The sequence below is a fragment of the Phaeobacter gallaeciensis DSM 26640 genome (genome assembly GCF_000511385.1).
GTDB classification, from domain to species: domain Bacteria; phylum Pseudomonadota; class Alphaproteobacteria; order Rhodobacterales; family Rhodobacteraceae; genus Phaeobacter; species Phaeobacter gallaeciensis.
Window position 1 is genome coordinate 476,695 of the sequence record NC_023137.1, and the last position, 23,796, is coordinate 500,490.

The 23,796-nt window shown below is 60.8% G+C and carries 26 protein-coding genes; 19 read left to right on the forward strand and 7 right to left on the reverse strand.

Translation table 11 applies throughout. The features are described from left to right. The first annotated feature begins 51 nt into the window (after positions 1 to 51). The 4 genes from smpB (at position 52) to GAL_RS02375 (ending at position 3,458) form a co-directional block, all read left to right on the forward strand. Positions 52 to 528 (forward strand): SsrA-binding protein SmpB, encoded by a 477-nt coding sequence (smpB, locus tag GAL_RS02360; RefSeq protein WP_024095990.1) that lies wholly within the window; start codon positions 52 to 54, stop codon positions 526 to 528. A 188-nt stretch (positions 529 to 716) separates the two neighbouring features. After that, entirely contained in the window at positions 717 to 1,283 is a 567-nt protein-coding gene (locus GAL_RS02365; protein WP_024095991.1) for a hypothetical protein, read from the forward strand. Positions 1,284 to 1,422: 139 nt separating this feature from the next. Continuing rightward, positions 1,423 to 2,274 carry a 3-mercaptopyruvate sulfurtransferase gene (gene sseA, locus GAL_RS02370; protein ID WP_024095992.1) on the forward strand — a complete coding sequence of 284 codons (852 nt, stop codon included), beginning with the start codon at positions 1,423 to 1,425 and terminating at the stop codon, positions 2,272 to 2,274. Next, on the forward strand, positions 2,274 to 3,458 hold the full coding sequence (locus GAL_RS02375; RefSeq protein ID WP_024095993.1) for an amino acid aminotransferase: 1,185 nt from the start codon (positions 2,274 to 2,276) through the stop codon (positions 3,456 to 3,458). Before sseA ends, GAL_RS02375 begins: the two co-directional genes overlap by 1 nt. 190 nt (positions 3,459 to 3,648) lie before the next feature. Here the strand turns inward: GAL_RS02375 and GAL_RS02380 are convergent, their stop codons facing one another. Both GAL_RS02380 and GAL_RS02385 read right to left on the reverse strand, forming a co-directional pair. Then, entirely contained in the window at positions 3,649 to 4,992 is a 1,344-nt protein-coding gene (locus GAL_RS02380; RefSeq protein ID WP_024095994.1) for an ammonium transporter family protein, read from the reverse strand. A gap of 26 nt (positions 4,993 to 5,018) precedes the next feature. Further along, the gene (locus tag GAL_RS02385; RefSeq protein ID WP_024095995.1) at positions 5,019 to 5,357 is read right to left on the reverse strand and encodes a P-II family nitrogen regulator; all 339 of its coding nucleotides are present in this window, start codon (positions 5,355 to 5,357) and stop codon (positions 5,019 to 5,021) included. Between the two features lie 271 nt (positions 5,358 to 5,628). On the opposite strand from GAL_RS02385, the gene GAL_RS02390 reads away from it, so the two are divergent. Both GAL_RS02390 and GAL_RS02395 read left to right on the forward strand, forming a co-directional pair. Beyond that, complete coding sequence (locus tag GAL_RS02390) at positions 5,629 to 7,893, forward strand: transglycosylase domain-containing protein (RefSeq protein ID WP_024095996.1); 2,265 nt, start codon at positions 5,629 to 5,631, stop codon at positions 7,891 to 7,893. A gap of 6 nt (positions 7,894 to 7,899) precedes the next feature. Beyond that, a complete protein-coding gene (locus GAL_RS02395; RefSeq protein WP_024095997.1) occupies positions 7,900 to 8,385 on the forward strand; it encodes a GNAT family N-acetyltransferase in 486 nt (161 codons plus the stop codon). 63 nt (positions 8,386 to 8,448) lie between these two features. Here the strand turns inward: GAL_RS02395 and GAL_RS02400 are convergent, their stop codons facing one another. Beyond that, positions 8,449 to 9,057: an MlaC/ttg2D family ABC transporter substrate-binding protein gene (locus GAL_RS02400; protein ID WP_024095998.1), complete on the reverse strand. Its 609-nt coding sequence runs from the start codon at positions 9,055 to 9,057 to the stop codon at positions 8,449 to 8,451. Next, positions 9,047 to 9,826 carry an MlaA family lipoprotein gene (locus tag GAL_RS02405; RefSeq protein ID WP_024095999.1) on the reverse strand — a complete coding sequence of 260 codons (780 nt, stop codon included), beginning with the start codon at positions 9,824 to 9,826 and terminating at the stop codon, positions 9,047 to 9,049. Before GAL_RS02405 ends, GAL_RS02400 begins: the two co-directional genes overlap by 11 nt. Before the next feature lie 185 nt (positions 9,827 to 10,011). Between GAL_RS02405 and GAL_RS02410 the strand changes: the two genes are divergently transcribed. The 6 genes from GAL_RS02410 to GAL_RS02435 all read left to right on the forward strand — a co-directional run bounded on the left by GAL_RS02410 (position 10,012) and on the right by GAL_RS02435 (position 15,930). Further along, positions 10,012 to 11,742: a type I secretion system permease/ATPase gene (locus tag GAL_RS02410; protein WP_024096000.1), complete on the forward strand. Its 1,731-nt coding sequence runs from the start codon at positions 10,012 to 10,014 to the stop codon at positions 11,740 to 11,742. Beyond that, positions 11,739 to 13,055, forward strand: coding sequence for an HlyD family type I secretion periplasmic adaptor subunit (locus GAL_RS02415; protein WP_024096001.1), 1,317 nt, complete (start codon positions 11,739 to 11,741; stop codon positions 13,053 to 13,055). Before GAL_RS02410 ends, GAL_RS02415 begins: the two co-directional genes overlap by 4 nt. A 125-nt stretch (positions 13,056 to 13,180) precedes the next feature. Beyond that, positions 13,181 to 13,639 carry a RidA family protein gene (locus GAL_RS02420; RefSeq protein ID WP_014875815.1) on the forward strand — a complete coding sequence of 153 codons (459 nt, stop codon included), beginning with the start codon at positions 13,181 to 13,183 and terminating at the stop codon, positions 13,637 to 13,639. Then, positions 13,636 to 14,409 (forward strand): glycerophosphodiester phosphodiesterase family protein, encoded by a 774-nt coding sequence (locus GAL_RS02425; protein ID WP_024096002.1) that lies wholly within the window; start codon positions 13,636 to 13,638, stop codon positions 14,407 to 14,409. The genes GAL_RS02420 and GAL_RS02425 overlap by 4 nt, the downstream gene beginning before the upstream one ends. Before the next feature lie 46 nt (positions 14,410 to 14,455). Next, positions 14,456 to 15,643 (forward strand): GNAT family N-acetyltransferase, encoded by a 1,188-nt coding sequence (locus tag GAL_RS02430; RefSeq protein ID WP_024096003.1) that lies wholly within the window; start codon positions 14,456 to 14,458, stop codon positions 15,641 to 15,643. After that, the gene (locus tag GAL_RS02435; RefSeq protein ID WP_024096004.1) at positions 15,640 to 15,930 is read left to right on the forward strand and encodes a 4a-hydroxytetrahydrobiopterin dehydratase; all 291 of its coding nucleotides are present in this window, start codon (positions 15,640 to 15,642) and stop codon (positions 15,928 to 15,930) included. The genes GAL_RS02430 and GAL_RS02435 overlap by 4 nt, the downstream gene beginning before the upstream one ends. A gap of 76 nt (positions 15,931 to 16,006) precedes the next feature. Here GAL_RS02435 and GAL_RS02440 read toward each other — a convergent pair whose 3' ends face one another. Next, positions 16,007 to 16,495 (reverse strand): peroxiredoxin, encoded by a 489-nt coding sequence (locus GAL_RS02440; RefSeq protein WP_024096005.1) that lies wholly within the window; start codon positions 16,493 to 16,495, stop codon positions 16,007 to 16,009. Between the two features lie 123 nt (positions 16,496 to 16,618). On the opposite strand from GAL_RS02440, the gene GAL_RS02445 reads away from it, so the two are divergent. The 4 genes from GAL_RS02445 to GAL_RS02460 all read left to right on the forward strand — a co-directional run bounded on the left by GAL_RS02445 (position 16,619) and on the right by GAL_RS02460 (position 19,587). Then, positions 16,619 to 17,830: an NAD(P)/FAD-dependent oxidoreductase gene (locus GAL_RS02445; protein WP_024096006.1), complete on the forward strand. Its 1,212-nt coding sequence runs from the start codon at positions 16,619 to 16,621 to the stop codon at positions 17,828 to 17,830. Next, on the forward strand, positions 17,827 to 18,381 hold the full coding sequence (rsmD, locus tag GAL_RS02450) for a 16S rRNA (guanine(966)-N(2))-methyltransferase RsmD (RefSeq protein ID WP_024096007.1): 555 nt from the start codon (positions 17,827 to 17,829) through the stop codon (positions 18,379 to 18,381). The genes GAL_RS02445 and rsmD overlap by 4 nt, the downstream gene beginning before the upstream one ends. 24 nt (positions 18,382 to 18,405) lie before the next feature. Beyond that, positions 18,406 to 19,074 carry an HAD family hydrolase gene (locus tag GAL_RS02455; protein WP_024096008.1) on the forward strand — a complete coding sequence of 223 codons (669 nt, stop codon included), beginning with the start codon at positions 18,406 to 18,408 and terminating at the stop codon, positions 19,072 to 19,074. A gap of 186 nt (positions 19,075 to 19,260) precedes the next feature. Further along, positions 19,261 to 19,587, forward strand: coding sequence for a hypothetical protein (locus tag GAL_RS02460; protein WP_024096009.1), 327 nt, complete (start codon positions 19,261 to 19,263; stop codon positions 19,585 to 19,587). A gap of 82 nt (positions 19,588 to 19,669) precedes the next feature. Here GAL_RS02460 and map read toward each other — a convergent pair whose 3' ends face one another. Then, positions 19,670 to 20,479, reverse strand: coding sequence for a type I methionyl aminopeptidase (map, locus tag GAL_RS02465; RefSeq protein WP_024096010.1), 810 nt, complete (start codon positions 20,477 to 20,479; stop codon positions 19,670 to 19,672). Between the two features lie 157 nt (positions 20,480 to 20,636). Between map and GAL_RS02470 the strand changes: the two genes are divergently transcribed. Continuing rightward, entirely contained in the window at positions 20,637 to 21,563 is a 927-nt protein-coding gene (locus GAL_RS02470; protein ID WP_024096011.1) for a mechanosensitive ion channel family protein, read from the forward strand. Between the two features lie 4 nt (positions 21,564 to 21,567). Here GAL_RS02470 and sfsA read toward each other — a convergent pair whose 3' ends face one another. Further along, positions 21,568 to 22,266 (reverse strand): DNA/RNA nuclease SfsA, encoded by a 699-nt coding sequence (gene sfsA, locus GAL_RS02475; RefSeq protein ID WP_024096012.1) that lies wholly within the window; start codon positions 22,264 to 22,266, stop codon positions 21,568 to 21,570. Positions 22,267 to 22,316: 50 nt separating this feature from the next. On the opposite strand from sfsA, the gene GAL_RS02480 reads away from it, so the two are divergent. Both GAL_RS02480 and GAL_RS02485 read left to right on the forward strand, forming a co-directional pair. Further along, positions 22,317 to 23,054, forward strand: coding sequence for a competence/damage-inducible protein A (locus GAL_RS02480; protein WP_024096013.1), 738 nt, complete (start codon positions 22,317 to 22,319; stop codon positions 23,052 to 23,054). Continuing rightward, entirely contained in the window at positions 23,051 to 23,794 is a 744-nt protein-coding gene (locus GAL_RS02485) for a GNAT family N-acetyltransferase (protein WP_024096014.1), read from the forward strand. Before GAL_RS02480 ends, GAL_RS02485 begins: the two co-directional genes overlap by 4 nt. The last annotated feature ends 2 nt before the right edge of the window (positions 23,795 to 23,796 follow it).

Here is a 23,796-nt window from a genome sequence, read left to right on the forward strand (position 1 = left end):
TCTGCATCACCATCTTGCACCTCGGTCTCCGGCACCTTACATCTGCGCCCCATGGCCAAGCAAAAATCAGACCCGAATTACAAAGTGATCGCAGAAAACCGCCGCGCGCGGTTCGACTATGCGATTGAAGACGATCTGGAGTGCGGGATCCTTCTGGAAGGGTCCGAGGTCAAATCCCTGCGCGTGGGCGGCACCAATATCGCCGAAAGCTATGCGACTGTGGATGATGGCGAGCTGTGGCTGGTGAACTCCTACATCGCGCCGTATGAGCAGGCGAAGATGTTCAAACATGAAGAACGCCGCCGCCGTAAGCTTCTGGTGTCGCGTAAGGAGCTGTCGAACCTGTGGAATGCAACCCAACGCAAGGGTATGACCTTGGTGCCGCTGGTGATGTATTTCAACCATCGTGGGCTGGCCAAGATCAAGATCGGCATTGCCAAGGGTAAGAAAAATCACGACAAGCGCGAGACCGAGGCTAAGCGTGATTGGTCGCGTCAGAAGCAGCGCCTGCTGAAAGACCACGGCTGATTGGCTGCGCCCCGCAGAGCGGCATCAAAGGTGCCGTGCAACGATCCTCGGCTATGGCTGTGACACCGTCGTCAGGGTTGCGCATTGCAATAATTGACTGAATAAGTCAGATAAGCCGCACCCAGCAGACTCATCCCTCGGTCAGGCCCGGCATCCTTCTTGTTCCTGTTTGAAAGAGGATGATGCACATGCCGATTTCTGAGCCGCAGACCCCAGACCAGACACTAGCTGTCGCCCCCTCCGCTGCGACTGTTTCACCAGACGAGGTCGCGTTGGCGGATTTGGGACTTGATATGTTTGAGGTGGCCCTGCTGCCGCAATTGCGCCATTTCACCACTTGTCTTCAGACGCCGCAGAGCCAGGCTTGGCAGTTGGCCTATCGCAGCGCCGCTGAACGCTGGGGCGAGACATTTGGGCTGGCGGTCGCACATGCGCTGTTCAAGGTGGTGCGTTGCTTGCACGACCTGCGTGGTGATCACTACGTGGGACATGACGCGCTGACATTGGAAACACGCACAGTGGTGACTTCGGACGAGGCGGCGTTTCTGCGGATGCTGCATCATATGCGTCGTGATGAGACCCCGGCGGCGCGGGACGCAGTTGCGGATCTGTCGGGCGGCTGGATGGATCCGCATGTGATCCGCGCCGCGCTGTCCTTTGCTGATCGGTTTCCGGCGGGCAAGTCGCAGCCGGCTGAGAGGCCGCAGACCAGCGCGAGGGGCGATCAACCGCCACACCTGCGGGTGGTCCGCTAAAGAACGCCGATTCAGGCCATGCGGGGTAACAGACACCGACCAGTGGGATAGATTATTGCGCTGCGGGTCCGGGCTCTCTTGCGACTCTGCCCGCACGGTTGTACGGATGCCTCAGCACATATGAGGGGAGACGGAAACGTTGGACGATCCTAAAACGCTTGTGTCGACAGACTGGCTTGCTGCGCATCTGAAGGACCCGGATTTGCGGATCCTCGACGCATCTTGGTACATGCCACACGAAGGCCGCGATCCTAAGGCCGAATATAACGCAGCCCATATCCCCGGCACGCGCTTCTTTGACATCGACGATATCGCTGACAACCGCTCTGACCTGCCTCATATGGTCCCACCGGTGGAGAAATTCATGTCCCGCCTGCGGGCCATGGGGGTCGGTGATGGCCATCAGGTTGTGGTCTATGATGGCACTGGTCTGCGCTCAGCGGCACGGGTGTGGTGGCTGTTCCGCCTGATGGGGCAGACCAATATCGCGGTTCTCGACGGTGGTCTGCCGAAGTGGCAGGCCGAGGGCAACCCGGTGGAAGATCTGCCGCCGGTGATCCGCGACCGGCATATGACCGTTCGGGTCCAGAACCACCTGCTGCGTGACGTGACACAGGTCTCCTCCGCCGCCAAGCTGGGCGATCACGAGATTATCGACGCCCGCGCGGCAGAGCGTTTTCAGGGTGCCGTGGCCGAACCTCGCGAAGGCCTGCGTGCAGGTCACATTCCCGGGTCCCGGAACGTGCCCTATACGGAGCTGTTGAACGCCGATCAGACCATGAAATCGCCGGACGCTCTGCGCGCGGTGTTTGAGAAGGCCGGCGTTGATCTCAGCAAACCAGCCATCACCACCTGTGGGTCAGGTGTCACCGCCGCTGTCCTTAGCCTCGCCATGGAGCGTTTCGGCAAGACCGATCATGCGCTTTATGATGGCTCCTGGACGGAGTGGGGCGCCTTCCCGACACTGCCCGTTGCAACCGGAGAAGCCTGATGTTCGAAGCCCTGAAACCCCAGCCAGCCGATAAGATCCTGGCGCTGATGCAGATGTTCCGCGACGATCCGCGTGACAGCAAAATCGACCTCGGCGTCGGCGTCTACAAAAACGCCGAAGGGGTGACCCCGGTGATGCGCGCCATCAAGGCGGCAGAGCATAAGCTCTGGGAAGAGCAGACCTCCAAATCCTATGTTGGTCTGGCTGGAGATCCGGCCTATTCGGACGCCATGATCAAGCTGATCCTTGCCGACAGTGTCGCGCGCGGCAATGTCGCTGCTGCGGCCACCCCCGGTGGCACCGGCGCTGTGCGTCAGGCCTTTGAACTGATCAAGATGGCCAACCCCGGCGCACGTGTTTTCGTATCAAACCCGACCTGGCCGAACCACATTTCGATCCTGAACTATCTGAACATCGAAACTGTTGCCTATCGCTATTTCGACCGCGACACCTGCGGCGTCGATTTTGATGGCATGATTGAGGACCTGAAGACCGCGAACAAAGGTGACGTGGTTCTTCTGCATGGGTGCTGCCACAACCCGACCGGTGCCAACCTCAATATGGTGCAGTGGCAGGAAGTCGTGGCCATCCTGAACGAACGTGGTCTGATCCCAATGATCGACATTGCCTATCAAGGCTTTGGTGACGGTCTGGAAGAGGACGCACAGGGGGTGCGTTATGTGGCGGCCAACACGCCCGAATGTCTGATCGCGGCCAGTTGTTCCAAGAACTTCGGCATCTACCGCGAGCGCACCGGCCTGTTGATGGCGGTCTCCCAGGACGGCGGCGCACAGGCGCTGAACCAGGGGACCCTGGCCTTTCTGAATCGCCAGAACTACTCCTTCCCGCCGGATCACGGCGCGCGTCTGGTCTCAATGATCCTGAATGACGACGCGTTGCGCGCCGATTGGGCCGCAGAGCTGGAAGAGACCCGTTTGGGTATGCTGGCCCTGCGCCAGCAGCTTGCGGATGAATTGCAGCGCCTCACCGGCTCTGACCGCTTTGGCTTCCTCGCCCAGCACCGGGGGATGTTCTCGCTGCTTGGTACCACGCCGGAGATGGTCGAGAAGATGCGGGCCGACAGCGGCATCTACATGGTGGGCGACAGCCGCATGAATATCGCAGGCCTGAACACGCAGACTGTGCCGATCCTGGCTCAGGCGATTGTCGACGCCGGCGTCTGACGCTAAGCAAACCAGACTGACATGAAGCGCTCCGCCACAGCGGGGCGCTTTTTCGCGGCGTGGTCCCAGATTTCTAAAAGTCTGGCCAAAAGTCTTCAAAAAACTTTTGGCTGCGATCGGAAGGTAGTGCCACACACAAAGGCGGCCCCCGTTTCCGGGAGCCGCATCGACGTTTCAGTCGGTGGTCGGGTCAGCTGGGGGAGAATTCGGGATAGGCTTCCATCCCCAACTCCGCCATATCCAGACCATTGACTTCATCTTCTTCACCAACCCGGATCCCGGTCACAGCCCGCAGGATCAGCCAGACGACAGCGGAGGAGATCGCGACAAAGAGCGCGATCACCACGATCCCGGTCAGCTGGGTGACGAGGCTCGCTTCGGGGTTGGTCAGAACCACCGCGAGGGTGCCCCAGATCCCGGCAACCAGATGCACCGGGATGGCGCCGACGACATCGTCGATCTTCATCTTGTCCAGCATTGGCACCACAAAGACCACGATCACACCACCAACAGCGCCGATCACGGTCGCCATGCCAAGGCTCGGGGTCAGCGGCTCAGCGGTGATCGACACCAGACCAGCCAGCGCGCCGTTCAGCACCATGGTAAGATCCGGCTTCTTGAACAGCAGCTGGGTCAGCAGCAGGGCGGCAACCGCACCACCTGCCGCAGCGGCATTGGTGTTGGCAAAGATACGGCTGACGTCGGCCACATCGCCGACGGTGCCCATCGCCAGCTGCGATCCACCGTTGAAACCAAACCACCCGAGCCACAGAATGAAGGTGCCCAATGTGGCCAGTGCCAGATTTGAGCCGGGCATCGGGATGGTTTTGCCTGCCTTGTATTTGCCCAGACGCGGGCCAAGGATCAGCGCGCCGGTCAGCGCAGCCCAGCCGCCCACGGAATGCACCACAGTAGAGCCGGCAAAGTCGAGGAACCCCATCTCATCCAGGAAGCCGCCGCCCCATTTCCAGCTCGCTTGCAGCGGGTAGATCACGGCGGTCAGCACAATGACAAAGGCGAGGAACGGCCAGAGCTTCACCCGCTCCGCCATTGTACCGGACACAATCGATGCGGTGGTCGCGCAGAACATCAACTGAAAGAAGAAATCAGACCCGGTGGAGGCATAGGAGTAATCATCCGCCTGCTCAGCGGTGATGCCGACCGCTTCCAGTACGCCCGGCCCCCAGACACCTGACAGCACGCCTTCAATCGACCAGGTGCCCAGCGGATACATCAGGTTGTAGCCAATCAGATAGTAAAAGATCGCCGCGAGCGAGAACAGCGCCACATTCTTGGTCAGCTGCATGGTGACATTCTTGGAGCGGACAAGCCCGGCTTCCAGCATGGCAAACCCGGCCGCCATCCAGAACACAAGGAAACCGCCCACCAGAAACAGCAGCGAGTTGAGGATAAACACGGTATCGGTTGCCGCAGCACCGGCAGGCGCCGCAGTTGCGGTCTCCTGTGCAACGGCGAGGCCGGGCAGCGCCAGCGCCGCCGTCACAACCGCAAGGGAGAGGGGTGATTTACGCATAACTTATTTCCTTCCTTTGCGCGTTTTCACAGCGCGTCGTGATTGGTTTCGCCGGTGCGCACGCGGATTGCCTGCTCAACGTCGAGAACAAAGATCTTGCCGTCACCGATTTTGCCGGTACGGGCGGTCTGGGTGATGGTGTCGACCACCTGGTCAGCGAGTCCGGAGGGCACCACCAGATCGAGCCGCATTTTCGGCACGAAATTCACCTCGTATTCCGCACCGCGATAGATTTCTGTGTGGCCTGACTGGGCGCCAAACCCCTTGATTTCCGTGACCATCAGCCCGGACACGCCGATGGATGTCAGCGCTTCGCGGACCTCCTCCAGCTTGAACGGTTTGATGGTTGCTATGATCATTTTCATCCCTGAACCCCTGTCATGATGACGGCGCGTGATGAGAGCGCCTGAACTGTTTGCAGGTGCAGCAAATCGGCAGAACCGAGTCGGTGGAACGTTTTGAGGGCAGTTTCAGGGGGCTGCCGCAGCGGGACGGTGAAAAAATAGGCGGTCTTTTGCTGGTGCGCTTAAAAAACACCCGGCTTGCAGAGGGGAATTGCTGTCAAACTGCCCCTCAACAAACCGGTGCGGACGGGGTATTGTCCGCAAAACGGGCAAACCGGGCAGGATCTGGAAGATGGCACAAGGACCGCGGCGCCGACCTCTGGTCGCAGACAAGCGCTACGCGACAGCGGGGCGCGGCACGCAAGGAAAACCCTCCGCGCGCAAGGCCAAACCACGGCCAAAATCCACCACGACACGGCGCAAATCCGGCTGGTTTGGCCTGTTCGGTAGCGGTGGCAAGGCTGGTGGAAAAACCGGAGGCAAGGGCGGCGGTGGCAAAGGTCCACGCAAACCGAGAAAGCCCAAGACGCTGCTGGGGCGGATGCTTGTGCTGATCCTGGCGCCATTCCGCTGGGCGTTCCGGCTTGCTTGGGGGTTCATCTGGCGCGTCGGCATGATCTCCACCGCATTGGTGGCGCTGGCGGTGGGCTATCACTACATGAAATTGCCCGAAGCCGCGACCTTGCTGGATGGCCGGGCGCGCGGCTCCGTCACTCTGACTGATCGCAACGGTGAGGTCTTTGCCTGGCGCGGAGATCAATTTGGTGGCGTGGTCACCAGTGAGACGGTCTCACCCTACCTGAAAAACGCCATCGTCGCGACCGAGGACAAACGGTTCTACCGCCACTTCGGGGTGTCGCCCCGCGGTGTCGCCAGTGCGGTGCGTATCAACCTGCGAGAGGGGCGTGGGCCCCTGTCTGGCCATGGTGGCTCCACCATCACCCAGCAGACCGCCAAACTGCTCTGTCTTGGTGTGGTCTATGATCCCACAGAATGGGAGAGCGAGCGCGCCTATGAGCGCGATTGCCGCCAAGGCTCGCTTTGGCGCAAGGCCAAGGAAGCCATCTTCGCGATGGCGATGGAGGCCAAATACACCAAGGATGAAATCCTCTCGATCTATATGAACCGCGCCTATCTGGGCGGCGGCGCCTATGGTGCGGAGGCCGCAGCGCAGCGCTATTTCGGCAAATCGGCCAATCAGGTCGATGCCGCAGAGGCGGCAATGCTGGCAGGTCTGCTGACCGCGCCATCGACGCTGGCGCCAACCAACAACCTGCAACGCTCGCAGGATCGTGCCGCCACCGTGCTGCGGCTGATGCAGGAACAGGGCTATCTGACAACGGCTGAGATGCGTGCATCCCAGAACAGTCCTGCCGTGCTGAGTGAGGCCGCCGCCGCCCGTGCGGGGGGCTATTTTGCCGATTGGGTGATGGATACCATCCCGGACTTCTTTGGCAGCGAGACAACCGAAGATGTGGTGATCCGCACCACCATCGACCAGCGCCTGCAACGCGCCGCCGAGGACGCGCTGAACCATGTGTTTGACACCAAGGTCCGCAAGGGATCGAAGGCACAGGCCGCCATCGTGGTGATGAGCGCGGATGGCGCGGTCCGCGCCATGGTGGGCGGGCGTAAGTCTCGTGTCTCCGGCGTGTTCAACCGCGCCACCCAGGCCAAGCGTCAGACCGGCTCGGCCTTCAAACCCTTTGTTTATGCCACTGCGTTGGAACTGGGGTATTCACCGCTCGACCGGGTTCTGGACGCGCAATATTGCCTGGATGTGCCGGGTTCTGGTCAATGGTGCCCGAAGAATTACACCCGTAAATTCTACGGTGAGGTGACATTGGCGCGGGCTCTGCGCGACTCGCTGAACATCCCGGCCGTGAAGGTCTCCGAGGCCGTGGGCCGCGATCTGGTGCGCCGCGTCGCGGGTGACTTTGGGCTGGACAGTGAACTGGCTGCGGGTCCTGCACTTGCGCTCGGCGCATCTGAAAGCACGCTGATTGATATGACCGGTGCCTATGCGGGTATTCTCAACGGTGGCTCGTCGGTGACCCCTTACGGGGTGACGGAGCTGACATTGATCGGTGACAATACACCCATGATGGGGGCCAGTGGTGGTCTTGGGGAGCGGGTGATCCAGACCAAGGCTGCGCGGGAGTTGATCTGGATGATGGAGCAGGTGGTCTCACAAGGCAGCGGTCGCCGCGCCCAGATCCCCGGCTGGCAGGCTGCCGGCAAAACCGGCACCACTCAGGCCGCACGCGATGCTTGGTTCGTTGGTTTCACCGCTGATTACGTGGCCGGTGTCTGGATGGGCTACGACGATAACACGCCACTCTCCGGTGTGACGGGCGGCGGCTTGCCCGCTGATATCTGGCGCGAAGTCATGGTACGGGTGCACGATGGGCTGACCCCCAAACCCCTGCCGATGATTGCCCCCAAACCCATCGCCCCGCCGCCGCGACCACAACCCCAACGCCGCCAGCGCCCCAATGTCGGACAGGAGCTGGGTCGTGCGGTGGATGGCCTTCTGCGCGATATCTTCGGGAACTGATCAGACATGCCCTTAGCGGACCATCTGACCATCAGATCAGCCCGTCCCGGTGACGAAACCGGGATGAGCATGGTGCTGACGGAGGTGTTGACCGATTGGAACAGCACCCGCCCCGGAGACCCCGCACATGTGCTGGCCGCTTATGTCGGCCATCCTGACCGTATCGACTGTGCCATCTGCGAAGGTCCTGAGGGGATTGTCGGGTTTCAGTCTCTCAGATTGGCGGTTCTCGGTAACGCCTATGAGGTTGAACCGGGCTGGGGAATTATTGGAACCTATGTGCGGCTCAATATGGGGCGGCAGGGCATCGGGCAGGCGCTTTTCGCTCACAACCTACGTGCGGCCCAAGCAGCTGGGCTGCGCTGGATCGAGGCAACCATCGGTGCCGACAACCTCAGGGCGCAGGCGTATTATGATGCGATGGGGTTTCAAACCTATCGAACAGAAGATGGCGCGGTACGCAAATGCTGTTCAGTGCTGCCTCTGCGGTGAAATCTGACATGAAAAAGGGGCCGAGCGGCCCCTTCTTCTGTTCGGTGCGGCGTTGTCAGCCGTTCAGCTCAACCGCTTCAGCTCGGCGATCAGCTTGTTGATGTCGCCCTTGTTGCGGTCAAGGATGGCGCCGATCTCGGTCCGCTCGGTCAACAGCAGATTCACGCCTTCGATGAACATATTGTAGAATTTATCGCGCCCGGATTTATCCGACACGAGGAAAGTCACCTCGAATGGGGCCTGACCTTGCAGCTTCGCCAACGACTTGATCTCATAACCGGCTTTGATCTTGCGCGCGGATTGCACTTCGACGGACCCGCCGATGAACTCACGGAACCGCTTGCCGTATTTGCGGGCGATATAGCTCTGGAACGCGCCGGAAAAGGCCCGCATTTGCGAGGCGCTGGCACGGCGGGCGTCCACACCCAAGGCATAGCGCGCCATGATGTTCACATCCGCATAGCGCACGAAGATTTTTTCAAAGTCGCGGATCATCGCGCCTTCGGACTTACCGGAGGCGATGACTTTGTTGATATCCCCCACGACGCTGCCCACAAGATTACGCGCGCCGGACTCGGTCAGGGCAAGAAGTTTACCCGGCAGGGCTGCCAAACCAATAAAAGCAGCGCCAGTGGCCAGAAAACTGCGGCGGGTCAGAAAATTACTCGGCATAGATGTCCTCATACGGATCTGAATAGGGGTCGCCATAGACCCCTTCGTATTCGCTTTGATCGCCGCCCAACTCAAAACGGCGGTTTTGCAGGTAGATCAGCCGCGCCTGTGCGTAGCTGTCTGCACTCTCATACAAAATCGAGTCGATGGTGTCGGAATATGTGCCACGATCCCCCAGACGGCGCACCACCTCGGCGTAGACGCCGATGTTGTCGGCTGGATTATGCCGAGCGTAGCTGATCGGGTTGGTGAAGAAATCAACCAGAATGCCGGTACCGTCGCGTGCGGTTGACGGGCCAAAGAACGGCAGTTCGACATAGGCGCCTTCGCCAACGCCCCAGACATGCAGGGTTTCGCCGAAATTCGTATCCACCCGCGGCATATTGAAATCCGACGCCGGATCGCCAAGGCCACCAATGCCAAAGATCGTGTTGACCACGAACCGAGACAGCGCAATGCCGGATTCCTTCAGGTTGCCTTGCAGCAGCGCGTTCACCGCCTGACCCGGCATCGACAGGTTCTCAGCGAAGTTATTGAAACTCTTCACCATATCCGGAGGGACAACCGCCACGTAGCCCTTGGCGGCCGGGCGAAAGGCAAAGCGGTCAACACCGCGGTTGAAGTTATGGATCGACCGGTTGGTGTTCTCATAAGGATCAAACACCTCACCCGAGTTGCGGGAGACGCTATCTTGGGTTGCACAGCCTGCCAGTGCCGACGTAACAGTTACCAGGGCCATCAATACAAAAGGTCGCAGCGGGAAGGTCATGCGCTTCGGTGTCCAATCTGTCTGCTGTGGGCATATCTGACCCACTTATAATGTTTCTCGTCTCTGCCTAGTCAGAGACTGAGCTTGTTTACACTGTTGTGGCAGATTTGGAACATGTGAAGGTTCAGTTTTCTGCGCGCGTGGCTGATACATAGGGCATATCGATAGGGAATTGCAGACCTCTCATGACGAAAACCTCTCATAAATCCGGAATAGAGGAGCTGCGCGCACATCGTCGCCGCAGCCGTGGCCTCTATTGGTCGGTCGGTATTTTCAGTTTCTTTGTGAATATGCTGATGCTGACCGGTCCACTCTACATGATGCAGGTTTATGACCGCGTGCTTGGCAGCCGGTCGGTGGAAACCCTGATCGCGCTCTCGCTTCTGGTGGTGTTTCTCTATGGCACGATGGGGGTTCTGGACTACGCGCGGGGCCGCATTCTGGCGCGTGTCGGTGCACGGTTTCAGGCCGGGCTTGACCAGCGGGTGTTTGACGCGATGATCCGCCGCTCGGCGGTGGCTCCTGATCCGGTGGCCCAGACCGGCCTCAGCGATCTGGAGTCTGTACAGCGGCTGATCGCCTCGCCGGTGCTTGGGGCTGCATTCGACCTGCCGTGGACGCCGATCTTCCTCTTTGGCATTGCCCTGTTTCATCCCTGGCTGGGGCTGCTCGCCCTTGGTGGCGGCGCTGTTCTGATTGCCATCGCGGTGCTGAACCAGTTTCTGTCGCGCCGCCCGCAGATGCAGGCGGGCATGTCCGGCCATCGCGCCAACCTTATGTCGGAGGAAATCCGTACCGAGGCGGAGATGATCCAGTCGATGGGCATGCGCCGCGCGGCCTTTCAACGCTGGAAGGCGGGCCGTGACGCCGCCTTGGTCGACAGTGTCACCGCCAGTGATGTCGGGGGAGGCTTCACCACGCTGACCAAAACCCTGCGCTTGTTCCTGCAATCGGCAATGCTGGGTCTGGGCGCCTATCTGGTACTGCAGAATCAAGTTACTGCCGGGGCGATGATCGCAGGTTCCATCCTCATGGGCAGGGCGTTGGCACCAATCGAACTGGCGCTAGGTCAATGGGCGATGGTGCAGCGCGCGCTCAAAGGCTGGCGTAACCTCGCTGAGCTGCTCGACAAGGTGCCGGAGGAGGTCGAGCGCACCGAACTGCCCAAGCCCACCGCCAATCTGGAGGTACAGGCGCTGGCCGTGGTGCCCCCTGGCGATAACCGCCCGCAGCTGCGTAATGTCAGCTTTCGCGTGCAACCGGGGCAGGCCATCGGCGTGATTGGGCCGTCCGGTTCGGGCAAATCCACCCTCGCACGGGCGCTGACCGGGGCCTGGCGTCCGGCGGCAGGTACTGTCCGGCTAGATGGGGCTTCGCTCGATCAATATGCACCAGAGGTGTTGGGCCAGAACATTGGCTATCTGCCACAGCGGGTGCAGCTGTTTGAAGGCACCATTGCGCAGAACATTGCGCGTCTGTCTCCCAACCCGGATTCCGCCAAAGTGGTCGCCGCCGCGAAGAAAGCCGCCGCCCATGACATGATCGTGCATCTGCCCGATGGCTACGACACCCATATCACCGCCGGGGGAGGACGTCTGTCCGGTGGTCAAATGCAGCGGGTCGCACTGGCGCGCGCTCTTTATGATGATCCGGTGATCGTCATTCTGGATGAGCCAAACTCCAATCTCGATAACGACGGATCCGTGGCGCTGAACCGGGCGATCAAGCAGTTGAAGGCCGAGGGCCATTCGGTGCTGATCATGGCCCATCGCCCCGCCGCCATTCAGGAATGTGACCTGCTGTTGGTGATTGATCAGGGGGTGCAGACCGCTTTTGGACCAAAGGATAAGGTCCTGCGCGAAATGGTCTCCAACCACCAGAGCATTCAACAGGCAGCGCCGGGAGGTGTGCGATGAACCAGAGCAAATCCGAGACCAATGCCTGGTCGGCCCGCCGCCCGCTGATCATCGGGCTGATTGGGGTGCTGATCCTGCTTGCTGGTTTTGGCACATGGTCCGTGGCCACGTCGATTGCCGGCGCGGTTGTTGCCTCAGGCCGGATTGAGGTCGACCGCAACCGGCAGGTTGTCCAGCATCTGGATGGCGGCATCGTGCAGGAAATTCTGGTGGAGGAGGGCGATACCGTCGCCGAGGGGGCAGTCCTGCTGCGTCTGGATGCCAAGGAATTGCGCTCGCAGCTGGTCATCACCGAAGGGCAGCTGTTTGAGCTGATGGCCCGCCGCGCCCGTCTTGATGCGGAACGTGACAGCGCCGAGACGGTAGAATTCGACACGGAACTGCACGACCTGTCCGAGATCCGGCCAGAGGTGGCGGATCTGATGCAGGGGCAGGTCCGCCTGTTTCAGGCCCGCAAGGATTCCGTTGCGCGGGAAATTGATCAGTTGGAGAAGCGCCGCACCCAGATCCAGGATCAGATCACTGGCGTCCGCGCTCAACAGGCCTCGCGCCGCACCCAGCTTGACCTGATTGAGGAGGAACTGGCCAACCAGCAGTCCCTGCTGGACCGTGGGTTGGCGCAGGCCGGCACCGTTCTGAACCTGCGTCGGACCGAGGCCGATCTGCAAGGGTCGCTGGGCGAGCTGATCGCCACCGAAGCGCAGGCCGAGGGGCGCATCACCGAGATTGATATCGAGATCCTGAAACTCGGCACACAGCAGCGCGAGGAGGCGATCACCCGCCTGCGTGATCTGCGCTATCAGGAGTTGGAACTGGCCGAGACTCGCCGCGCACTGAAGGACCGTCTGGCGCGGCTCGATATCACGGCGCCGGTCTCCGGCATCGTCTATGGCCTGCAGGTGCATACGCCCCGCTCGGTGATCCGGCCCGCGGATCCAGTGCTCTATCTGGTGCCACAGGACCGACCGCTGGTGATTGCCGCGCAGGTGGCCCCCACGGATGTCGATCAGATCTTTGTCAGTCAGGCGGTAACCCTGCGCTTCCCTGCACTGGATCAACGCTCGACACCGGAGCTGTTTGGCTCGGTGAAACAGGTCTCCGCCGATGCTTTTGAGGATCAGGCCAGCGGATTGTCCTACTACCGTACCGAAATAGAACTGAACCCCGGCCAGCTGGAGACCCTGCCCGAGGGCACTGTTCTCATCCCCGGCATGCCGGTTGAAGGCTATATCCGCACCGCGGATCGAACTCCGCTTGGTTATTTGGTCAAACCGCTTGCGGACTACTTTGTCCGCGCCTTCCGGGAAAGCTGAACAGCAAGGCACCGCCCAGTGTGCCCCGCGTCGCAAAACCGTCCCTTCGGGGGCGGTTTTTTTGCTTTCCGCCCTGCCGCTTCCCGGTTAGCGTTCGGCAAAACCTGATACAAAGGACCACACCCATGGATATCGAAGCCAAACTCAAAGATCTGGGCATCCAGCTGCCAAGCGCGCCGGCCCCCGCAGCCAACTATGTGCCCTATGTGGTGGTCGATAATATGGTCTATATCTCCGGCCAGATCTCTGCCGGGCCTGAGGGTCTGATCACCGGAAAACTGGGCGCCGATATGGATGTCGCCGCAGGTCAAAAAGCCGCCCGCCAATGTGCGATCGCGCTGCTGGCGCAGCTGAAAGCCGCTTGTGACGGCGATCTGAACCGCTTGAAACGCGTTGTCAAACTTGGTGCGTTTGTCAATTCCACCGACAGCTTCACTGACCAGCCGCAGGTGGTGAACGGGGCGTCTGACCTGATGGTTGAGGTGCTGGGCGATGCTGGTCGTCATGCCCGTGCCGCTGTCAGCTCACCCTCGCTGCCGCTGGGTGTGGCAGTCGAAATCGACGGCGTGTTCCAAATCTCATGACCTCTGATCTGCCTGCCGCATTCCTGCGCCAGCCCATCACCCATCGCGCGCTTCACGACGTGCGCGATGGTCGCCCGGAGAACAGCCGCGCTGCCATTCTTGCGGCGATTGAAGCGGGCTATGGCATTGAAATGGACCTGCAACTGTCCTCTGATGGGCGCGCCATGGTGTTCCACGACTACAATCTGGAACGGCTGGCTGAGGGGGCCGGGCTTGTTGCGGATCACACCCGCGACCAGCTGCGCGCCATCCCTCTCAAGGGCGGTGATGGTGAATGCATCCCGGATCTGGCCGAGGTCCTCGACCTGGTTGATGGGCGCGTGCCGCTCTTGATTGAGCTGAAGGATCAGGATGGCAATATGGGATCAAATATCGGCGCGCTGGAGGTCGATACTGCGGATCAACTGAAGGACTATAAGGGCGAGGTCGCTCTGATGTCATTCAACCCGCATTCTGTGGTCGAACTGGCGCGCTTGGCGCCCGAGCGGCCGCGTGGCCTCACCACCAGCAGCTACAGGGTTGAGCATTGGCCCGAGCTGACGGCGGAGGTCTGCGACCATCTGCGCGCAATCCCGGATTTTGACCGCTCCGGCTCCTGTTTCATCAGCCATGAGGTGGCTGATCTCGCCAGCCCGCACGTCGCGGAACTACGTGCCAATGGTGTGCCGGTGCTGTGCTGGACAGTGACCTCTGCCGCAATGGAAAAGGAGGCGCGCAAAATCGCGCATAATGTCACCTTTGAGAGCTATCTTTCTGATATTCCGGCTTGATCCCATCCGCGGCGGACCCAGATACTGTCTGTCGCGGAGGAACTAAATGGAACAGGCGCAGATTGAAATCGAAGTGCTCGGCGCGCTGTCGCAGCTATCGGCTGAGGAGTGGGATGCCTGCGCCTGTCCCGAGGCCGCTGACGGCGGTGCCCCACGGGATCCCTTCACCACGCACCGTTTTCTGAGCGCGCTGGAGGAGAGTGGTTCCGTTGGGCGCGGCACCGGATGGCAGCCGCAGTACCTGACCGCGCGCCGTGACGGTGTTCTGATCGCCTGTGCGCCGATGTATGCCAAATCCCATAGCCAGGGCGAATATATTTTCGACCACAACTGGGCCCATGCCTACGAGCAGGCGGGCGGGCGCTATTACCCCAAGCTGCAGATAGCAGCGCCTTTTACCCCCGCCACAGGGCGGCGTTTCCTAGTGAAGCCGGAATTCGAAGGTCTGGGCCAGTCAGCACTGGTGCAGGGAGCTGTACAACTGGCAGCGGACAACCGCGTCTCCTCTCTGCATGTGACTTTCTGCACCGAGGATGAGGCGCAGATGGGGGCGGAGATGGGGCTGATGGCCCGTGTCACGCAACAGTTCCACTGGCTGAATGACGGCTATGGCAGCTTTGATGATTTCCTTGGCGCACTCTCGTCACGCAAGCGCAAGACCATCCGTAAGGAACGCGCGCAGGCGCAGGGCTTTGGCGGTGAGATCCATGCCTATCACGGCAGCGATCTGCGCCCCGAACATTGGGATGCCTTCTGGACCTTCTATCAGGACACAGGCGCGCGCAAATGGGGGTCGCCCTATCTCAGCCGCGCCTTTTTCGACATCGCGCATGATACCATGGCGGACGATATGGTGCTGATTCTCGCCGAGCGTGACGGGATGCCGGTCGCCGGAGCGTTGAATTTCCTAGGTCGCGACACGCTTTACGGGCGCTATTGGGGCTGTAGCGAACACCACCCCTGCCTGCATTTCGAACTGTGTTACTATCAGGCCATCGATCAGGCGATTGCCCGCGGGCTGGATCGGGTCGAAGCGGGCGCGCAGGGGGAACACAAGCTGGCGCGCGGTTATCTCCCGACGCAAACGCATAGTCTGCATTGGGTGGGGGATCCGGGATTTGCCGATGCCATTGCCCGCTATCTGGAGGCCGAACGCGGCGCCATCGAAGAAGAAATCGAGATCCTGACGGACTACGGTCCGTTCCGCAAACCCCATGTGGAGGAGCAACAATGACCGAGAAACTCTCAGACGCCACGCGCGGCCCGCTGCTGGATCCGCTGTTCAGCGCCGGTTGGCAGGTGGTTGACGGCCGCGATGCCATCACCAAGACCTATAAATTCGACAGTTTTGTTGATGCCTTCGGCTGGATGACGCGCGCCGCAATCTGGGCCGAAAAATGGGATCACCACCCGGAATGGAGCAACGTCTACAACACCGTTACGGTGACTCTGACCACCCATGATGTCGGTGGCCTCAGCGCGCTTGATGCAAAACTCGCGCGCAAGATGGAGAGCCTTTAGGCGGCCACCACCCGACAGATATGAAAGGACAAAGGCGCGGCTTGGTTCCGCGCCTTTATCTATTGTTCTATGCGGATCAGCCGATGGCGTCCAGCAGCGCCTCGCCCGCAGACAGCTCACATTGGCCGGGATTGTCTTCGGCGTTCATGACCTCGACCTTGCCATCACGCGCCAGCATCGCATAGCGCAGAGACCGCCCGATCAGACCCGCCGCAGGTGCATCCAGCCGCATCCCGATCGCATCGGTAAACCCGCATTCGGCGTCTGACAACATGGTGATGCCCGCAGTGCCTGCACCGGTGGCCTCCGACCAGGCCTGCATCACAAAGGGATCATTGCCGGCGATGCAGATAATTTCATCCACGCCTTTGGCCGCCAGCGCGTCCTTGTTGCGGATGAAGCTGGGCACATGGGCCGAATGGCAGGTCGGCGTAAACGCGCCCGGCACCGCAAAAATGGCAACCGTGCGCCCCTTGGTCAGCTCCGCCATGCTCACCTGTTCAGGGCCCTCCGCCCCCATGCGGGTCAGTGTCGCCTCAGGCAGGGTCTCTCCAACGGAAATCATGATCTGTTCCTCTCCCGTGATTGTGTTTTATATCCCCACACATATAGGGTCGGGCAGCGGACATGCCAGAGGCGTGTGACAACCAGCAGCCGCAGACCGGGACAGCAGAAAGAGAGGGGAACCATGACCCATTTCGTCGTGATCGGGGCAGGGCAGGCCGGCGCCGCGCTGGTGGCTCAGCTGCGCAAGCAGGGCTTTGACGGGGAAATCAGCCTGATCGGCAGCGAACCGGTCGTCCCCTATCAGCGTCCGCCCCTGTCCAAGGCCTATCTGCTGGGCGAGATGGAGCTGGAGCGGCTCTATCTACGCCCTGAGAGTTTCTACGCCGATAGCAATATCACCCTGAAGCTGGGTCAGCAGGTGCAGGCCATTGACCCAGCGGCGAAGACCGTCACCCTCGCGGATGAGGTGCTGCACTACGACCAGCTGGCGCTCACCACCGGGTCCAGCCCGCGCCGTCTGCCTGCGGCAATTGGTGGTGATCTGAACGGCGTTTACGTGCTGCGCGATCTGGCAGATGTAGACGCCATGGCGCCCGTCGTGAAAGACGGCGCGCGCACGTTGATTGTGGGCGGTGGATACATCGGACTGGAGGCCGCTGCCGTCTGTGCCAAACGTGGGGTCTCCGTCACGCTGGTGGAAATGGCCGACCGCATCCTGCAACGGGTCGCTGCGCCGGAAACGTCGGACTATTTCCGCAGCCTGCACACAGGCCATGGTGTCGATATTCGCGAAGGTATCGGGCTGGAGCGGCTGGAGGGTGAAGGTGGCACCGTCAAACGCGCTGTGCTCAGCGATGGCTCAACGGTTGAGGTGGATTTTGTGATTGTCGGCGTCGGCATCACCCCGGCAAGTGATCTGGCAGAGGCGGCGGGCCTGACGCTTGAGAATGGCATCAAGGTGGACGAACACGGGCACACATCGGATCCGTCGATCTGGGCCGCGGGGGATTGTGCGTCTTTTCCCTATCGCGGCAGCCGCATCCGGCTGGAAAGCGTCCCCAACGCCATTGATCAGGCGGAAGTCGCTGCCCGCAATATGCTCGGAGCAGGGGAAACCTATGTGGCGAAGCCCTGGTTTTGGTCCGATCAATATGATGTCAAACTGCAAATCGCGGGCCTCAACACCGGCTACGACAATGTCGTTACCCGCGCGGGACAGGATGGCACCATGTCCTTCTGGTACTACACCGGCGATCAGCTGGTTGCGGTGGACGCAATGAATGATCCCCGCGCCTATATGGTCGCCAAACGTCTGATCGAGGCGGGACGCACCGCCGACAAAACCGTGGTGGCTGACCCTGAGGCGGATCTGAAACCGCTCCTGCGCGCATGAGGATCATCGCCGGAGATTTCCGTGGCCGCGCGCTCACCAGCGTGGGCAAGGGGGATGCAGGCGCCCATCTGCGCCCCACCACTGACCGGGTGCGCGAAAGCCTGTTCAACGTGTTGAGCCATCTGGTCGATTTCGACGGGCTGCGGGTGCTGGATCTGTTCGCGGGCACCGGTGCCTTGGGGCTAGAGGCGCTGTCGCGCGGCGCGGCGGATGCGGTGTTTGTTGATGATGGCCGGGTCTCACAGGGGCTGATTTCCAAGAACATCGAGCTGCTGCGCATCAAAGATCGCGCACGGCTCATCCGCCGCGATACGACCCGCCTGCCGACCAATGAGGGCGCGCCCTGTGATGTGGTGTTTCTCGATCCGCCTTATGGCAAATCGCTGGGAGAGCAGGCACTGACAGCCGCCACCAGAGGAGGCTGGCTGGCGGAGGATGCGCTCATCGTCTGGGAAGAAAGCAGCCCCATGCAGCCTCCCGAAGGATTTACCCTGCACGACAGCCGCAAATACGGTGACACGCATGTTACCCTCCTGTGGCGCGAGAGCTGAGCATCAGCACAAAGGACGCACTTCATGCCGATCACATATCCCACGCCGAAACTGGTGATTTTCGACTGTGACGGCGTGCTGGTGGACAGCGAAACGCTTAGCAATCAGGTGCTGGTCGACAACCTCGCACGCCACGGGCTTCAGCTGTCACTCGCGGAATGTATGGATCTCTTTGTCGGTGGCACCATGGCAGATGTCCGCACCAAGGCCATCGCCCGTGGCGCTGACCTGCCCCAAGATTGGATCGCGGAAATCTACGAGGAAACCTACACCCGTCTGCGGCAGGGGGTCGATCTGGTGCCGGGGGTGTCCGATCTTCTGGCGCTGTTGCAGGCGCGGGGCATCGCCTTTTGTGTGGCCTCCAACGGCAGCGAAGAAAAGATGCGCATCACCCTTGGCCAGAACGGTCTTTGGGATCTGTTCCATCCTCACGCGATGTTCTCGGCCCATACGCTCAAGACCGGCAAACCGGACCCGGATCTCTTTCTTGCGGCGGCCTGCCATTTCGATGTGCAGGCGCGTGATTGTCTGGTGGTCGAGGACAGTGAAAACGGCGCCATCGCCGCCGCCCGCGCAGGCATGCGCTGCCTTGGCTTTGATCCGCATGGTACGGGCCACCGCCTCACACCGCACAACGCCGAGCATATTACCACCATGACCGACGTCCCGCGTCTGATTGGCCTGCTTCCCTGATGGCACTCTCAGGTAGAGTGCGACATTTTCACAGCAAGCTATGCGTTTTGCTTGGCGGAACTCCCCACAGTCCGACCGCAGGATTTACACGGGCCAATGTTCGCCATATTCGGCCTGGGAAACGAACGATCTCTCGGCCCGTTCAGCATCTCATTTCAGATGCTCAGAATTGAAGTAGGATACAATATGAAACTCAATCTCCGCATCGGCCTGGCGCTCGCCGGCGCCTTGGCCCTATCGGCTTGCGTATCGCCTGATGTTGTCACCAAAACGCAGGTGGGGGATGCTAAGCTGACCTGTACCGAAATTGCGGTGCAGTTGAACCAGTTGGAAGAAATCCGCAAAGAAGCCAAGAAGGGCAAGAGCATGTCCGGCGAGAATATCGCAGCCGCGTTGTTGTTCTGGCCCGCAGTGATCGGCAACCATTCCAACGCCAAGCAGGCGCTTGAAGCCGCGAATGAGCGTCACGAAGTACTGGTGGCTTTGGCAGAGCGCAAACGCTGCAAGCTCTGATACCGGTGTGGGCAATCTGTATCGCTGAACGACAAAGGGGCGCGCCAGATGGCCCGCCCCTTTGTCGTTCAGCGATACGGTCTCAGCCGTAGGTCGGATGAAATTTGCCTGCAGGCGACAGGGTGAAGATCTCAGCACCATCTGCCGTCACCCCGACCGAATGTTCAAACTGCGCAGACAGCGATTTGTCGCGGGTCACGGCAGTCCATTCGTCGGCCAGGATCTTGGTCTCTGGGCGGCCAAGGTTCACCATCGGCTCGATTGTGAAGAACATGCCTTCCTCCAGCACCGGACCGGAGCCCGCGCGACCATAATGCAGCACGTTGGGTGGGGCATGAAAGACCTGACCCAGACCGTGGCCGCAGAAATCCCGCACCACGCTCATGCGCTGCGCTTCGACGTAGGACTGGATCGCGTGGCCGATATCACCGAATGTGTTGCCGGGTTTCACCGCCTCGATCCCCTTCATCAGGGAGTCATGCGTCACCTGGATCAGCCGCTCGGTTTTTCGGGATAGCTTGCCGGCCACATACATCCGGCTGGTGTCGCCAAACCATCCGTCGACGATCACCGTGACGTCGATATTCAGGATGTCGCCATCTTTCAGTCGCTTGTCACCGGGGATGCCGTGGCAGACCACGTGATTGACGCTGATGCAGCTGGCGTGCTGATAGCCTTTGTAGCCGATGGTCGCTGAGGTCGCGCCTGCGTCCTCCACCATCTGGGTGATCAACCGGTCCAGTTCACCGGTGGTCTGACCGGGCACGACATGGGCGGCAATATCGTCAAGGATCCGGGCCGCCAGCGCCCCGGCCGCGTGCATTCCGGCAAAATCGCCGGGCTCATAAATGCGAATGCCGTCTTTTGTGGTGCGGCCGTCTTTCGATCTCATCAGATGAGGCTCCATCGGGTGTCTTTGACATAGCTATGTAAGCTGTTCGGGCCAAAAGGGCCAGAGCTGGCACCACCGCCCGCTGGGAACTTTTTCCGACGCAGCTGCGTTGCTCTCTCTGACGAATTGCAATCGCACGACGGAGGACGCCGCAGCCATGGACAGCATGAATGCCCTGATGCAGACCGAAATCTACAACGGCAAATCGCTGGCCGATCTGGTCACGCTGGAGTTTCTGGCCCAGGCCATGGGCAGCGTGCTCGCCGCCATCGTGATCTTGCTGGCCGGGTTTATCGTTGCCAGCTGGGTAAAACGCCGCATCGTGCAGATCGGCGACAGCCACGCCAGTCTTGATGTGACCCTGTTCCACTTCCTCGGCAATCTGGCACGTTATGTGATCCTCGCCTTTGCGCTGTTGTTTGTGCTCAACACCTTCGGGGTTGAGACCACCTCTATTATCGCCGCCATCGGTGCTGCCGGCCTCGCCATTGGTCTGGCGATGCAGGGGGCGTTGTCCAATGTGGCCGCCGGGATCATGCTGATCCTGTTCCGCCCGTTCAAACTGGGCGACTTCATTGAGGTGAATGACGAAATGGGCACGGTGAAGGAAATCACCCTGAACAACACCGTGATCGCCAGCCTCTCCAATCTGAAGGTGATCATTCCCAATTCCGAGGTTTGGGGCAATACGATCACCAACTACTCTGAGTTCGACACCCGTCGCGCGGAATGGACCTTTGGTGTAGGCTACGGAGCCAATCTGGCGCGGGCCGAACAGGTGATCCGCGACACCATCATGTCCGACAGCCGCTCTCATGCAGAGCCGGATCCGTTCATTCAGGTCAATAACCTCAACAGCAGTTCTGTGGATTTCCTGGTGCGTGTCTGGGTCGATGCGGCGGAGTATTTTCAGTACCAAGCCGACATGAAACGCCGAGTGAAGGAAGCACTGGATGAGGCCGGAATTGATATTCCGTTCCCGACCCGCACGTTGGTTCAGGCAAGCCCCGATGCGTCGCAGCAGGCTTCAGAAAACGGCGATCAGCAGGACAGGACTGCAAACCGCAACGAGGCTGCTGCCTGAGGGATCAAGCCGGGATCACACCTGCGATCTCAACACCCTCCGGGGTGATGCTGGTGGAGATCACCAATCGTTCCACACCCGCTGCCGCCGCTGCATCCCAGGCGGCGGCATAGGTGGGGTCAATGTCGCGGGCAATCTCAAAGCGATCACAATCCTCGCGCTGCACGAGATAGAGCAGCACCGCGCGATGTCCGGCCCGGCACATGTCCGCCAGATTGCCCAGATGCTTGGCCCCGCGCGCGGTCACACTGTCGGGGAACTCCGCCAGCCCAGTCTGACGCGACAGGGTGACACTTTTCACTTCAACATAACAATCGGGCAGACCGGGCTGGTTTAGCAGAAAATCAATGCGACTTTTCTCGGCGTATTTCACCTCGGCCCGGACTGTTTCATACGCGGCCAGCTCGGCAATCTGCCGCGCCTCCAGCGCCAGTTTCAGCGCGCGGTTCGGGACCGATGTATCCACGCCCACCAGCGCCCCGCCGGCAACCTCAACCAGCCGCCAGCCGTATTTCAGCTTTTTCTTCGGATCGTCATTTGGCTCCAGCCAGACCGGGCAGCCCGGCTCGGCCAGCCCCAGCATCGATCCGGGATTGGCACAATGGGCGGTTACCTCGCGCCCATCCGGCAACTGGCAGTCCGCCAGAAACCTTTTGTAGCGTCGGATCAGCACGGCGGGCAGGAGAGGGGTTTGAAAGCGCATGTCACAGGGCCTATACCTGCGCTATCATTGGATCAAGAGGAGGAGCGCAGATGGCAACCCCAACCGCCGCCATGCCAACCGCAGCCATGCTGGTGATCGGAGACGAGATTCTGTCCGGGCGCACCCGTGATGCCAATATGTACTATCTTGCCGGCGAGCTGAGCAAACATGGCATCGACCTGCGCGAGGTGCGCGTGATCAGCGATGATGACGCGGCAATCATTACGGCAGTGAGGGCGCTATCGGAAGGGTTCGACCATGTCTTCACCAGCGGCGGCATCGGCCCCACCCATGACGACATCACCGCCGATTGCATCAGCAAGGCCTTTGGTGCCCATCTGGACGTGCGCGACGATGCCCGCGCGCTGCTGCAAGCTCACTACGATAAATCCGGGCAGGAGCTGAACGCCGCCCGCTTGCGGATGGCGCGGATCCCCGATGGCGCGACCCTGATCGAAAACCCGGTCTCCACAGCCCCCGGTTTCACCCTGCGCAATGTGCATGTGATGGCGGGTGTGCCCAGTGTGTTTCAGGCCATGGTGGCCTCGGTGCTGCCCACGCTCACCGGCGGCGCGCCGCTCTTGTCGCAGACCCTGCGGGTGCAGCGCGGCGAGGGCGATATCGCCCCCATCCTGACCGCCATTGCGGAGGCCTATGATGACCTCTCCATCGGTTGTTACCCGTTCCAGCAAAACGGGGCCTTTGGCGCCAATGTGGTGGTTCGGGGCGCTGATGGCGCGCGGGTGGATGCGGCGATCACGGCGCTGGCACGGGATCTTGATCTTTGACGCCCACTCACTCTCTGACCGACCCCAAATATTACGACGTCACTGACCACACATGGCCCGCCGCTGAACTGCGGCAGCTTGGCCCGGTAACCTTGCGCCGGGGCGCTGGCGGCGGCAGCCGTGTCTCCGCAGCAACCGTGGTTACAGGCCACGCTAGCGAGGCAGAAATCACTGCCGCCGAACAGGTCATGGGCGATATGGGGCAGGATCATCTGTTCATGATCCGCGACGGGCAGGATGAACTGGACGCCCAGCTGGCCGCGCGCGGCTATGTGATCAAGGATCCGGTGGTGCTCTGGAGCTGTCCGGTGGACCTGCTGTGCCCTGTTGAAATCCCGCCGGTCACTGCCTTCTGCGTTTGGGAGCCGCTGGCCATTCAGCACGAGATCTGGGCCGCAGGCGGCATCGGTCCCGAGCGCTTCGCCGTGATGCAACGGGCTGCGGGGCCAAAGACATCGCTTCTGGGGCGCTGTGAGGATGCGCCGGGTGGTACCGGCTTTGTCGCGATCCACGATGGCACCGCCATGGTCCACGCGCTGGAAATCCTGTCTCATCAACGCCGTAAGGGCATGGCCGTTTGGCTGATGCACCGCGCTGGGCAATGGGCTGCCGATCAGGGCGCGCGCGAATTGGCAGTTCTCTGCACCGAAGCCAACGCAGGGGCAAACGGTCTATATGCCTCACTTGGCATGCAGCGCGCCGGACGTTACCACTATCGACACAACCCAAAGGGAGTGTAACC